Below are 12,488 nucleotides of genomic sequence, written 5' to 3'. Positions count from 1 at the left end.
GAGAGTCGCGGTCGGCGGTCGTCAGCGGGTCCGTTCGCCCTGATAGCTGCCGTCGTAGGTCTCGTCGTGAGTCGCGTCCGCGAGGACGATTTGGGCGACGCGCGCGCCGCGTTCGAGTTCGACCGGGTGGTGGACCTCCAAGAGGCCCTCGCCTTTCCCCTCGTAGCCGGCGTCCCAGACGGCCGTGTTCAGCATACAGGAGTTCCGCATGAGCGACGACCGCGGGTAGATGAAGCCGACGTGGTCCTCTGGGATGTGGACCGTCTCGGCGTACTGGAGGACGTAGCCGCCGGGGTCGAGTCGGTACGTCTCGGTGTCCGGGTCGGCGCAGTCGAGGGCGCGGCGCTCCCCGACGGTCTTTCCCTCGCGACCGAGGCGACCCGGTTCGACCTGTTCGAGGACCGCTTCGAGCGTCAGGTCGACGCCGTTGGGTTGGACCTGTTCGGCCGTGACCGGCGAGATGTGCTGTGCGACGAACGAGCCAGCGCGGTGCATATCCGAACCCCGGCCAGCGGGCGCAAAACTGTGCCGAACCTCGACCGTCATCACCGCCTGAACGCCACCCCGATTCCCGCGCCGCGACGGGGCCGAAACACGCCCGCGGTGGGGGCGGTGACGACCCCCGCGGTGACCAGTCACATTGGAGAACCAACAAGGAGTTTAATGGCCCTTAGACGCTAGAAATCCAGAGACGGCGCTATCGTTCACGTTCGAAGATAGGGAAGTACGCGGGATTTATATCCGAGGACCATCGACGTTCGGGTGTTATGGGACAGACGCTCACGGAAAAGATTCTCTCGGACCACCTCGTCGAGGGTGACCTCACCCCCGGAGAGGAGATCGGAATCGAAATCGACCAAGTCCTGATGCAGGACACGACCGGGACGATGGTCTGGCTCCAGTTCGAGGCGCTCGACCTCGACGAGGCCCAGACCGAACTCGCGGCCCAGTACTGCGACCACCAGACCTACCAGTTCGACTTCAAGAACACGGACGACCACCGCTTCCTCCGTTCCGCGGCCGGGACATATGGTGCCCACTTCTCCCGCCCCGGTAACGGTATCTGCCACAACGTCCACAAGGAGAACTTCGCCGCGCCCGGCAAGACGCTCCTCGGCTCGGACTCCCACACGCCGACCCCCGGCGGCCTCGGCCAGCTCGCCATCGGTGCCGGCGGCCTCGACATCGCCGTCGCCATGGGCGGCGGCGCGTACTACGTCGAGATGCCCGAAGTCGTGAACGTCCGCCTCGAAGGCGAGCTCCCCGAGTGGTCCTCCGCGAAGGACGTCATCCTCGAGATGCTCCGCCGCGAGACCGTCAAGGGCGGCGTCGGCAAGGTCTTCGAGTACACCGGCCCCGGTGCTGAATCGCTCACCGTGCCCGAGCGAACCACCATCACCAACATGGGGACCGAACTCGGTGCCACCTCGTCGCTGTTCGAGACCGACGAGAAGACCAAAGACTACCTCGAACGTCAGGGCCGCGGCGACGAGTACGTCGAGCTGACGGCCGACGACGACGCCGAATACGCCGACGAAATCGTCATCGACCTCAGCGAGCTCGAACCGCTCATCGCCTGCCCGTCGATGCCCGACAACGTGGTGCCGGTCCGCGAAGTCGCCGGCGAGACGGTCGAGCAGGTCCTCGTCGGGTCCTGTACCAACGGCGGCTACGAGGACGTCCTCCCGGCCGCGAAGATGGTCAAGGACCAGGAGGTCGCAAAGCACCTCGAGATGATCGTCGCGCCCGGTTCGAAGCAGGCCGGCGAGATGCTCGCCCGCGAGGGCTGGACGGCCGAGATGATGGCGGCCGGCGTCAACGTCTCCGAGGCGACGTGTGGCCCGTGTATCGGTATCGGCCACGTCCCCGCCTCCGACTCCGTCTCGCTGCGCACCTTCAACCGCAACTTCGAGGGCCGCTCGGGCATCGAAGACGACAACGTCTACCTCTGTTCGCCGCAGGTCGCCGCCGCCGCGGCGCTCAAGGGCGAAATCGTCGACCCGCGCGACCTCGCCGACGAGCTCGGCCTCGACGCCCCCGGCGTCGAACTCCCCGACAAGTACGACGGCTCGAAGACGGACCTCATCTACGCCGACGACGCCATCGACGACGAGCTCATCAAGGGCCCGAACATCGGCGAAGTTCCCCTGCAGGACCCCCTCGGCTCCGACATCTCGGGTGAGACCCTCCTGAAGATGGAGGACAACATCACGACCGACCACATCATCCCGGCGACGTCCGACATCCTCAAGTTCCGCTCGAACATCGAGCGCCTCTCGGACTTCACGCTCTCGCGCGTCGACGAGACGTTCGCCCAGCGCGCCAAGGAAGCCGGCTCCGGCGTCCTCGTCGCGGGCGAGAACTACGGTCAGGGTTCCTCCCGCGAACACGCCGCGATGTGTCCGATGTACCTCGGCATCGAGGCGGTCCTCGCGCAGTCGTTCGCTCGCATCCACAAGGCGAACCTGTTCAACTTCGGTATCGTCCCCCTCGCCATCGACGAGGAGACGTACGAGAAGATCGAGCAGGGCGACGACGTCGAAATCGTCGACGACGTTGCCGAAGCCGTCGAATCCGGCCAGGAAGAGTTCACCATCCGCGTGAACGACGACTGGGAAGCGACGGCGAACCTGCACGCCTCCGAACGCGAGCGTCGTATCCTCACCGCCGGCGGCAAGCTCCCCCTCACGAAGCAGCAGGCCGAGGGCGGCGCTGCCCCCGCGGACGACTGAACGCGACCGACACCACCTTCTCACTTTTTCGCGCGGCGAGCGGCGGCCATCGCGCGGCCGGCGGGGGGACCCGCCCGCGACCGTGAGCGTTCCTCCCGATTCCCGCAGGCCCGTGCCGTCGGGCTTTTGCGTGCCAACCACGTAGCGCCGGGCGTGACGGCGTTCGACGACGCGCTCGCCGACGACGCGGTCGTCAGGCGAGTCGACCGGGCGGACCTCCTCGACGTGCTCCGCATCGAGCGGACCTGTTTCTCCGAGCCGTGGCCGTACTCCGCGTTCGAGATGTTCGTCGACGAGCCGGCGTTCCTCGTCGCCGCCCGCGGGGACGAGGTGCTCGGCTACGTCGTCGCCGACGTGATGCCCAACCACGGCAACGACATCGGCCACGTGAAGGACCTCGCGGTCCGCCCGGCGGCCCGCGGCAACGGCCTCGGCCGGCGGTTGCTCGTCCGGTCGCTGACGGCGATGGCCATCGCGGGCGCGACCGTCGTGAAACTCGAAGTCCGCGCCTCGAACGAGCCGGCAATCGGCCTTTACCGGAGCCTCGGCTTCGAACCCGCCCGCCGGGTGCCGAGCTACTACGGCGACGGCGAGGACGCGTACGTCATGGTCCTCGACGTAGCCGAGTGGCAAAGCGCTTGACAGGACCGCAGACGGTCGAACGAGGGCTTATCACGACGAGCCGCGTACACGAGTTGTGTTACCGCCCCCCACCGTCCTCTGTGTGAGTGACGACGACGCGTTCGCGGCGTCGCTCGACTCGTCGCTGTCGTCGCTCGACGAGACGACGGTCGTCCGCCACGTTCGCACCCCCGCCGCGGCGCGCGCGGAGCTCGTCGCCGCCGCGGCCGTCTCGTGTGTCGTCTTCACCGCACCCACGACGACCGGTGACGAGGGGGCGTTCGTCCGCGACATCTACGCGCAGGGTATCGACATCCCGGTCGTCGTCGCGGCCGCCGACCGCGAGGTCGCGGCGCGCGCGGTCGAAGCCGGCGCGACGGACTACGTCGTCCGCGACGACGACCCCGAGACGATGCCGTGGCTGGCCTTTCGCGTCGAGCGGGCGCTCGGCGAGTGCAGCCTCGCACGGGACCACCGAGACCGCATCGAACAACAGCGCGTCGTCTCGGAAGTCGGCACGCGGGCGCTGACCGCCGCCGACCTCGACTCGACGCTCGACCACGCCGCGCGTCGCGTCCGCGACGTGCTCGACGCGGACTCCGTCACCATCTTCGAGGGGCTCGACGACGGCGCGTTTCGCGTCGCCGCCGCCGCGGGCTGGTCGGCGGACCGGAGTCACGGACCCGCCGCGGTCGGAGGGACGCAGGCGGCCGAGACCTACCGGACCGGCCGTTCGACGCTCGTCGACGACTTCGACGCCGACGAGCGCTTCGAGCGCGCGGCCGACGGCGTCCCGTCGGGACCGAAAAGCGGGATGAGTGCGGCCATCGGCGGCGACGGGACCTGCTGGGGGGTCATCAACGTCCACGGCGTCGCCTGCGGGCAGTTCTGCGACGACGACGTGCTGTTCTTGGAGAACATCGCGGCCGTCGTCGGCGCGGCGAGCGAGCGTCACGAGCTCAAAGGGGCGCTCTCGGAGGTGTTAGCGCGGATGGACGAGGCGGTGATGGGGTTCGACGCGGACTGGCGGGTCACGTACGTCAACTCGACGGCTGAACACGGACTCGGGATGTCCGCCGCGGCGGTGCTGGGGACGCGCATCTGGGACTCGGTCCCCGAGGCGAGCGTCTTCCGCGAGGAGTTCGAGCGCGCGATGGAGCGACAGGAGCCCGCGACCTTCGAGACCTACTACGAGCGCCTCGAAACGTGGTACGCGGTTCGAGCGTACCCCTCCGAGACGGGGCTGTCCGTCTACTTCACCGACATCACGGAGCGGTTGGAACACGAGGTCGAAGCCGAGCAGTACGGGCGGATGCTGGCGGCCGTCGCCGACGCGGTGTACGCGCTGGACGACGAGGGGCGGTTCGCGGCCGTCAATCCGGCGTTCGAGCGGCTCACCGGACTCGACCGCGACCGCGTCATCGGCTCGTCGACGGCCCTGCTCGCCCAGCACGCCACCGCGACCGACGGGAGCGACGAGGCGTTCGCGGCCACGTCGCGAGGCATCGTCGAACTCGAACTCCGGACGCCCGACGGCGAGGTCGTCCGGGTCGAGAACCACCGAACGCCGCTCGTCGTCGGCGGCGAGGAGGTCGGCTCGGTCGGGGTCCTCCGCGACGTGACGAAGCGACACCGCTACGAGCGCCTGCTGGCGACGCTCCACGACCGGACCCGCGAGATGATGGGCGCGACCGACAGACAGACCGTCCTCCGGGCGGCCGCCGACGCCTGCGACGAGGTGCTCGGTGACGCCCGAACCGAACTGTTCGTCTTCGACGAGGCGGACACGAGTCTCGTCCGCGTGGGCGCGGCGGGGACCGGCCTCGGCGACAAACCGCTCGACGGCGGCCTCGACCGCGGCGGCGTCTGGGACGCGTTCGTCTCCGGCGAGGTCCGCGTGGTCGAACTCGCGCCCGACGGGGGCGTCGTCGACGGCGTCGAGCGCGTCATCGCCGCGCCGCTCGGTCGCCACGGCGTGCTCGTCACCGGCCATCCCGGCACCGTCGCGCCGAACGAGGTCGACGTGGAGCTCGTGAACCTGCTTTCCGCGACCGTCGAGGAGCTGCTCGAACGCATCGACGCCGAGGCGGAGCTCCGCGAGCGCGACCGCCGGCTCGAGGCCCAAAACGAGGCGCTCACCCGGCTCGACCGAATCAACGAGACCATCCGGAACATCAACCAGTCGCTCATCCGCGCGCCGACCCGGGGCGCGGCGCTGTCGGAAGTTGCCGAACACCTCGTCGACACCGACGGTATCACGGTCGTCTGGCACGCCGAGGTCAGCGACATCGACGAGGCGTACCGCCCGCCGAGCGACGCGGTCCACGGCGCGGACACCGCCTACGCCGACCGGCTCGGTGAGGTGGCGACCGCGGACCCGCTGTGTTCGCTGCTCGAAGCCGCCGTGGAGAGCCGAGAGAAACAGGTGGTCGCGGACGTGCTCGACGACCCCGCGTGGGCCGACCACCGCGGCGACGCCCTCAGCTACGGGTTCCGAGCCATCGCGGTCATCCCCGCGGTCGCTGACGGCCAAGTGGAGGCGCTGTTCGTCGTCCACGCGACCGGGGCGAGCGCCTTCGACGACGACGGCCTGCTCACCGAACTGGGGGAGTCGGTCGGCTACGCGCTCGCGGCCACGGGGCGCGCCGACGCCATGTTGACCGAGCGCCGGACGAGCGTACAGGTACGGCTCGGCGGCGACCGGCTGTCGATATCGCGGCTCGCCCGGCGGGTCGGCCGCGCGGTGAGTCTCAGCGGCGTCATCCCGCAGTCCGACGGCTCGGTCATCGCGTTCGTCGCCAGCGACGCGGAGCCCGAAGACGTCGTCGCCGCCGGGGGAGATATCGCGACGCGCGTGCGCCACGTCTCGACCGACGACTCGGGGTCGCTGTTCGAACTCCGACTCCCGCGGGAGTCGCTGTTCGAGACGCTGTACGCCTCGGAGGCGACGCTCCGCGCGCTCGACGCGACGCCCACCCAGACCACGCTCACCGCCGAGGTTCCGACGCGCGTCCGAGTCCGGTCGTTCGTGGACGCGCTCGACTCGAACTACCCCGGGACGAGTCTGCTGTCGCGGCGGACCGCCGCCGGGGCCGAGTCGCCCCAGACGTTCGCCGCCGAGATGCGCGCGGCGTGGACGAGCCGCCAGCACGAGTCGATTCGGGCGGCCCACCTCGCCGGGTTCTACGAGTGGCCGCGCCGCAGCACCGCCGAGACGCTCGCCGAGACGTTCGACATCAGCGCGCCGACCTACCAGTACCACCTGCGCGCGGCCGAGCGAAAACTGGTCGAACGCGTCTTCGAGTGACGACGTACCACGTGTAGACCAGCGATACCAACTGATTTTCAGTTACGGTTCTAGGTACCTAGAGGTGGCGCGCGCGTCACCACTAGTTGGATAGCAGCGACCGATATACCCGCGAGCGTCATCGGTGCGGATGTCGGCGAGGCGCCGGCGCGAACCGAACTATGGACGAAACTCGCGTGTTACCGGGCAACGATGTGGGATGGAATACGGGGTCGACCGACGAGGTCGTCGCCCGACACGACTGGAGCGGACGAGACACTCTGGCGGTGACGGTCGTCACCGCGACCGCTCAACTGCACGGCGTGGACGCCATCGACCTCCCACCGCTGTCCGAGGCTATCGACCCCGACGCGCTCTGTCAACTGTTCGCCCCGCTGGCGCGGGTGGCGGCGACCGACGGCGGCACTCGCGGGTCGATAGCGCCCGCTCGCGGTCGAATCGGGTTCCGGTACGCTGCCTGCGACGTGACCGTCTGGGCCGACGGCACGGTCATCGTCACGCCCGCCTGACGCATCGACACACGAACGAATCGGTAATCCCACCACCACAACCACCACACGACGCGGCACTCCACGGGGGTGCCGCGACTGCCGACCGCCGCCCGCACCCACCACCATCATCACCACGCGGGCGAGGCGGCTCCATTTCTTTCGAGACCGACGCCGACGACGCTGACGCGCTGCGACGCGCCGCGACACGGTGCGCCGCAACGCGACGCGGCACGGAACGACGCGAGAGTGCGACGGGTTTTGGTACACAGAGCCGCTACCGGCGGGCATGGGATACGCCTGTCCGGTCTGCGACGCGCCGCAACGCGACGAGACGCACCTCGCGAACCACCTCGCGTTACAGGCCATCGTCCACGGCGACGACCACGAGACGTGGCTGGACGAACACGCCCCCGAGTGGGCCGACCTGAACGCCGACTCGCTCGGCCCGCTCGTGGCCGACCTCGCGGAGGAACGCGAGTTCGACGAGGTGTTCGAAGACACGGTCGACCGCACGGGCGGCCCCGGCCATGCTCACCCGCACGGACAGGAACACGACCACGACATCCCCGACCGACAGCCGCAACCGTTCGGCGGGGCCGGCGGGTCGGAGTCGCTGTCGGGTGACGCCGCGCGCATCTTCGAGGAGGCGCAGTCGCTCACCCGCGAGATGGTCGCGGACGACGGCGAGGACGGCGAGAACGGCGAGCGTGAGGACGCGCCGCGGGACGGCGACGACGCCCGCGACGCCACCGATGCCGACGACCGCGGCGAGGAGACCGACGGCGCGGACAGGAAAGAGTCGTAAGTCCGGACCCCGAACCGACTGGCGATGGAAACCCACGGGACGATTGCGCCGGCGTCGCTCGACGAGGCCGAGGCCGCCTTCGACCGCGTCGGACCGACCGCACAGGTGGTCGTCCGCGAGACGGCCAAGGCGATGGAGTTCGACCGCGAGGAGTACAGCGAACGCGTCACCGGCGACGTAATCGAGACCGTCCGGAACGCGCTGTTCGCGGAGTCGCTTTCGGTCACGGTCGGCACGCGCGCCGAGTTCGACGACTGGCGTTCGACCCACGAGGAGTACGAGGTGGTCGAACTCGGCAACCCCGACGTAGAGCGCGTCGCGTGGCACGCGGTCCCCTTCGCGGAGACGGTGCTGGCGACGACATTCCAAAACGAGGAGGACGCCGCCGTCAGCACGCTCCGACGCAACGCCTTCGGCCGCGTCTACCGCGACGTGCTGCTCGGAGAGGAAGCCGAGGGCGACGACGACGCGTCGGCCGGAGCCGACGACGACACCGCGACCGACGCCGCAGGGACCGACGGCGACGCGACCGGAGCGGACCGATGACCGACGACGGCCGCCGACACGAGCGCCTGCCCGACCCCGAGTGGCGCGTACTGGAGTCCGAAACCGAGTACGACACCGGCTGGTTCACCGGCGGCTACGACCTCGTCGAACAGCCCAACGGAACCACGAAGCGCTACTACTGGGCCGAACTGGCGACCGCGGTCGTCGTCGTCGCGGTCGCGGACGACCACGTCGTCTTCGTCGAGCAGTACCGGCCGAACATCCGCCAGACGCAGCTCGAACTGCCCGCGGGCGTCGTCGAGAAGGGCGAGTCGTTCACCGACGCCGGGGTGCGCGAACTCCGCGAGGAGACGGGCTTCGCCGCCGACTCGGCGTCGGTCATCGGCGACGTGTGGTGTTCGACGGGCGTCCTCCGGCACCGCCGCGGCTTCGTCTTCGCCGAGGGCCTCACGCCGGTCGAGCGCGACCTCGACGACAACGAGTTCCTCTCGGTCCGCGCCGTGTCGGTCGAGGAAGCCATCGAGCGGGCGACCGAACCGCCGACGAACGACGCGACCGTCGAGGGCGTGCTCTTCGCCCGCGACGAGGGCCTGTTGTAAATGGTCGACGAGGTCTCCCCCGCAGCAGTCGAAGAACTCCTCGACGGCGAGGACCCGCCGCTCGTCGTGGACGTGAGCACGGAGGCGGAGTTCGCGCTCGGGCACGTGCCGGGGAGCATCAACGTCCCGCTTTCGAACCTCGTTTCGCATCTCGACCGCGTCGCGGGCGCAGAACGCATCGTCACCGTCTGCCCGCGGGGCGAGGCGAGCGTGCAGGCCGTCCGCCTGCTGTCGGCCTACGAGGGGACCGAAGACGCCCGCATCCAGAGCATGGCCGGCGGGCTCGCGGCGTGGGACGGCCCGCTCGAAGAGGGCCTCGACGAGGGTGCGGACGGCGACGAAGAAGACGGCGACGAGAGGAACTGAACGGCGTCGCTGGGCGGTGACGCGACTGGAGACGCGAACGGTCGGGGAATTGGCGGACTAACGGCTCGCGCGCGCTGACTTGCTTCGAAAAAATCTCGACGGCGGGCTAACTCAGAGGTCGGTCACGCGACGTTGAACCCCTTTTCGCGGAGGAAGTCCTCCACGCGGCCGCGGTGGTTGCCTTGGAGTTCGATGGAATCGTCTTCGACGGTTCCACCGCAAGCGAACTTCGACTTGAGGTCCGACGACAGGCTGTCCATGTCGACGTCCCTCGGGTCGAATCCCTCGATGACTGTAACCTCTTTTCCGTAGCGGCGCTCGTCGATGCGGATGACTATCTCCTGAGACTCTTTCGCCACGTCCTCGCAGACGCAGAGCTCTTCAGGGAGCCCGCACGTCGAGCAGACTTCCGACATTACAGTGTGGACCTACAAGATGGGGATATTAAACAGTATCGGGAGGCGGGGTCGCCGTCCGCGCCCTCAAGCGCCCGAGTCGTCCGTGGACGACGTTTCCGATTCGTCGTCCGTCGTATCGTCGTCGGTCGCGGTCGTATCGTCGTCGGACCGCTCGTCGGCGGGGGGTACCGCGACATCGCTCCCGTCGGCGTCCTTCGCCCGCTTGTCGTTCCCGGGCGGCGTCTCCGGGGCGTTGCCGCGGTCCGGGCCGTCGGCGGCCCCGTCGGATTCGCCACCGGCCACATCGGTCACGGTTCCGTTAGTTGCGTTTCCGTCGGTCTCGGTTCCGTTGGTCGCGTTCCCGGCGTCGGCGCGGGCGTCCGCGGCGCGGTCGCTCGCCTCAGAACGCGAGTTTCCCGGGGCGTCACTCCGCCCCGCGTCGTCGGGTCGTCCGCCGGCGTCGGTTTCCGTCTCGTTTGCGGCGCGCTCGCGGCCGATGCCCTTGCCGGGGTTCCCCGCGATTCCGCGGGCGATTTCGGCCACTTCGGGGCCGGTGAGTTCGCTCGCGTTCGTGCGGAGCCGGTCGAGTTCGGCCGTCTCGACGCCGCGGGCCGAGAGCTCTTGGGCGGGGACCGTCGAGGCGGCGTCAGTCGTCTGGTTCAGCATACTCCGAGTGCGCTCGATGTCGGCGACCGTCCGGGTCAGTCGCGCGCGGTACTGGCCCTCGGAGAGCGTCCCGTTTTCGCGCTGGGCTTCGAGGCGGTCCCTGCGCTGTTCGAGTTCGGTGAGGCGCTCGCGGACCGTCTCGACCTGCGTGGCCACGACCGCGGCCTTCGAGGCGTTCGAGTTCGCGTTCGCGAAGCGCGCGTCGAAGCTGCGGCGTTCGAGTTCGCCGTTGGTCTCCGAGCCCTGTACGCCGATGACGGCGGACAGGCGCTGCCCGGGAAGCGTCTCCGACGACGCGGCGCTGTCGTTGCCCGCCGTGTCGGTGGTCGCGCTGTCGTTCGCGGTCGTCTGTGCGACGGGCGCGGCGACCGAACCATCGGTGGCCGCGGCCGCCGTTCCCGTCGGTCCGGCCGAGGCGGCGAGAGCGAGCGGTGCGCCCACCGTCGCCAGCAACACGGCGGCAGCGACGGCGAGCACAGCGGTTCGTCGACTCATCACCCTCGTTTTGGAACTCCGTTCCGATATAAGCGTGCGGTCGTGCCCCCGAATCAACCCCAGTCAACGGCAGTTTGAGAGTCGCGTTCGGGGCGACGCCGTCTCCCGATTAGGAACTGACCACCGACCGAAACGGTCGTAAGAAATTTATACCCCGTTCGAGTCGCCGTCGTCGTCGGGGGCGTCCGCGCCTCCGTCGTCGTCTTCGGGCAGTCGCAGGACGTTCTCGCGGCCGAGGCGGAAGCCCTCGATGGTCCCCTCGTCGCGCATCCCGCGGACGACCTTGCTCGTCTTCGCGTCGGTCCAGTCGAGCGCGCCGGCGACCTCCTGTTGCTTGATGCGGCCCCCGCGGGACTCGATGAGCCGGAGGACGCGCTCTTCGTTGCTGAGGAGTTCCGGCGGCGGACTCGGCTCGCCGTCGTCGCTCGCGTCGGACTGGTCGGTATCGTCGGCGGCGGCGGTATCTTCACCGACATCGGCGGTCGCCCGCGAGGTCGCGGCGTCGTCGGCCGCCGGTTCCGAACCGGCTTCGTCCGCGGTCGCGGCGGTCGAGTCGGCGGGTGCGTCGGCGTCCGTCCCGCCGGTCGCGTCGACTGCACCTGCACCGCCGTCGCCGCCGCCGAGCGCGCCCCGCGAGCGGAGATAGACCGCGCCGGCACCGACGAGAACGACGAGCGCGAGCGCGAGTGCGATGAGCGCGGTCGTCGTCGGGAACGGGTCGTCGCCCGCGGCGGGCGTCTCGGAGTCGCCCGGCGTCGGTGTGGGCGTGGGCGTCGCCGAGGGTTCCGAGCCGCCAGCGCCGCGTTCGAGGACGACGTTCGGCTCGCCCGAGACGAACTCGGTCTGGGTTCCGCGCCAGATGACCGCGTTCTCGCGGGTCTCGTCGCCCGCGGGCTCGACGGTCGTCGCGCCGTAGTCGTCGGGCCACGAGAGGATGAGCCGGGAGCTACTGTCGAGGAAGAAGCCCTCGATGGCGTCGCCGACGACGAGTCGGTCGCCGTCGACCGCCGCGAAGTTGGACCACTCGAAGGAGTAGCTGACGACGCCGAAGCTATCGGGGAGCGACCGCGTCTCGGCGGCGACCGAGACGTTCGTCGCGGCCATCTCCCGGCCGGTGGCGTTCTCGGCGGCCCCGACGGTCGAGGCGATGCGCTCCGCGAACGCCGCGGTGTAGTCGTCGGGATTGGCCCGCACGTCGTCTTGGAGCGACCGGAAGGCCTCGGTCGTGTTCTCGTCGTCGAGCCGGGTCCAGTACTGAATCTCCCAGCGGGCGTCGCCGCGCTCGGAGACCTCGACGACGATTCGCGTGCTGTCGGGTTCGACGCCCTGCTGGACGAGCGGTTCGACGCCCGGACCGCTCGCGGTGCTCTCCTGTGCGGCCGCGGTCGGCGCGACCACGGCGAGCACGCAGAGGGCGGCACACAGGAGTGCGAAGACAGCGTCTCGTGTCGCCATTGGGCGTTCGTGCGAGCGCACGCAGAAAAAGTGACGCGGTTCTTCG

12 protein-coding genes are annotated in these 12,488 nt (G+C 69.5%); 8 read left to right on the top strand and 4 right to left on the bottom strand.

All coding sequences use genetic code 11. The features are described 5' to 3' along the window. Positions 1 to 21: 21 nt before the first annotated feature. Entirely contained in the window at positions 22 to 495 is a 474-nt protein-coding gene (locus E4P24_RS09970; RefSeq protein WP_004041836.1) for a deoxyuridine 5'-triphosphate nucleotidohydrolase, read from the bottom strand. 272 nt (positions 496 to 767) lie between these two features. On the opposite strand from E4P24_RS09970, the gene E4P24_RS09965 reads away from it, so the two are divergent. The 8 genes from E4P24_RS09965 to E4P24_RS09930 all read left to right on the top strand — a co-directional run bounded on the left by E4P24_RS09965 (position 768) and on the right by E4P24_RS09930 (position 9,428). After that, positions 768 to 2,732 carry an aconitate hydratase gene (locus E4P24_RS09965; protein ID WP_188148434.1) on the top strand — a complete coding sequence of 655 codons (1,965 nt, stop codon included), beginning with the start codon at positions 768 to 770 and terminating at the stop codon, positions 2,730 to 2,732. Between the two features lie 153 nt (positions 2,733 to 2,885). Further along, positions 2,886 to 3,374, top strand: a complete 489-nt coding sequence (gene rimI / locus E4P24_RS09960; protein ID WP_006601140.1) for a ribosomal protein S18-alanine N-acetyltransferase — start codon at positions 2,886 to 2,888, stop codon at positions 3,372 to 3,374. A gap of 82 nt (positions 3,375 to 3,456) precedes the next feature. Continuing rightward, positions 3,457 to 6,660: a bacterio-opsin activator domain-containing protein gene (locus tag E4P24_RS09955; protein ID WP_188148433.1), complete on the top strand. Its 3,204-nt coding sequence runs from the start codon at positions 3,457 to 3,459 to the stop codon at positions 6,658 to 6,660. 161 nt (positions 6,661 to 6,821) lie between these two features. Further along, a complete protein-coding gene (locus E4P24_RS09950; RefSeq protein ID WP_006601138.1) occupies positions 6,822 to 7,169 on the top strand; it encodes a HalOD1 output domain-containing protein in 348 nt (115 codons plus the stop codon). Positions 7,170 to 7,437: 268 nt separating this feature from the next. Further along, entirely contained in the window at positions 7,438 to 7,956 is a 519-nt protein-coding gene (locus tag E4P24_RS09945; RefSeq protein WP_004041830.1) for a DUF5810 domain-containing protein, read from the top strand. Between the two features lie 24 nt (positions 7,957 to 7,980). After that, a complete protein-coding gene (locus tag E4P24_RS09940; protein WP_188148432.1) occupies positions 7,981 to 8,502 on the top strand; it encodes a DUF5809 family protein in 522 nt (173 codons plus the stop codon). Beyond that, positions 8,499 to 9,062 (top strand): NUDIX hydrolase, encoded by a 564-nt coding sequence (locus E4P24_RS09935; RefSeq protein ID WP_115861173.1) that lies wholly within the window; start codon positions 8,499 to 8,501, stop codon positions 9,060 to 9,062. The genes E4P24_RS09940 and E4P24_RS09935 overlap by 4 nt, the downstream gene beginning before the upstream one ends. Further along, positions 9,063 to 9,428, top strand: coding sequence for a rhodanese-like domain-containing protein (locus E4P24_RS09930; protein ID WP_115861175.1), 366 nt, complete (start codon positions 9,063 to 9,065; stop codon positions 9,426 to 9,428). Between the two features lie 122 nt (positions 9,429 to 9,550). Here E4P24_RS09930 and yciH read toward each other — a convergent pair whose 3' ends face one another. From yciH to E4P24_RS09915, 3 genes are all read right to left on the bottom strand, one after another. Beyond that, positions 9,551 to 9,844: a stress response translation initiation inhibitor YciH gene (yciH, locus tag E4P24_RS09925; protein ID WP_004041826.1), complete on the bottom strand. Its 294-nt coding sequence runs from the start codon at positions 9,842 to 9,844 to the stop codon at positions 9,551 to 9,553. 66 nt (positions 9,845 to 9,910) lie between these two features. After that, positions 9,911 to 10,969, bottom strand: coding sequence for a hypothetical protein (locus tag E4P24_RS09920; RefSeq protein ID WP_115803334.1), 1,059 nt, complete (start codon positions 10,967 to 10,969; stop codon positions 9,911 to 9,913). Between the two features lie 165 nt (positions 10,970 to 11,134). Continuing rightward, complete coding sequence (locus tag E4P24_RS09915; RefSeq protein WP_188148431.1) at positions 11,135 to 12,442, bottom strand: hypothetical protein; 1,308 nt, start codon at positions 12,440 to 12,442, stop codon at positions 11,135 to 11,137. Positions 12,443 to 12,488 lie beyond the last annotated feature (46 nt).

It is taken from the genome of Haloferax sp. AS1 (assembly GCF_014530665.1).
Lineage (GTDB): Archaea > Halobacteriota > Halobacteria > Halobacteriales > Haloferacaceae > Haloferax > Haloferax volcanii.
Note: the sequence above shows the minus strand (reverse complement) of the source record. Positions and strands in the feature narration are given on the sequence as shown.

Excerpts from the sequence above, each read along its gene's own strand:
- E4P24_RS09935 (WP_115861173.1), top strand. The coding sequence starts at position 8,499 with ATGACCGACGACGGCCGCCGACACGAGCGCCTGCCCGACCCCGAGTGG.
- E4P24_RS09945 (WP_004041830.1), top strand. The coding sequence starts at position 7,438 with ATGGGATACGCCTGTCCGGTCTGCGACGCGCCGCAACGCGACGAGACG.
- E4P24_RS09915 (WP_188148431.1), bottom strand. The coding sequence starts at position 12,442 with ATGGCGACACGAGACGCTGTCTTCGCACTCCTGTGTGCCGCCCTCTGC.
- E4P24_RS09950 (WP_006601138.1), top strand. The coding sequence starts at position 6,822 with ATGGACGAAACTCGCGTGTTACCGGGCAACGATGTGGGATGGAATACG.
- E4P24_RS09970 (WP_004041836.1), bottom strand. The coding sequence starts at position 495 with ATGCACCGCGCTGGCTCGTTCGTCGCACAGCACATCTCGCCGGTCACG.
- E4P24_RS09965 (WP_188148434.1), top strand. The coding sequence starts at position 768 with ATGGGACAGACGCTCACGGAAAAGATTCTCTCGGACCACCTCGTCGAG.
- yciH (WP_004041826.1), bottom strand. The coding sequence starts at position 9,844 with ATGTCGGAAGTCTGCTCGACGTGCGGGCTCCCTGAAGAGCTCTGCGTC.
- E4P24_RS09940 (WP_188148432.1), top strand. The coding sequence starts at position 7,981 with ATGGAAACCCACGGGACGATTGCGCCGGCGTCGCTCGACGAGGCCGAG.
- E4P24_RS09930 (WP_115861175.1), top strand. The coding sequence starts at position 9,063 with ATGGTCGACGAGGTCTCCCCCGCAGCAGTCGAAGAACTCCTCGACGGC.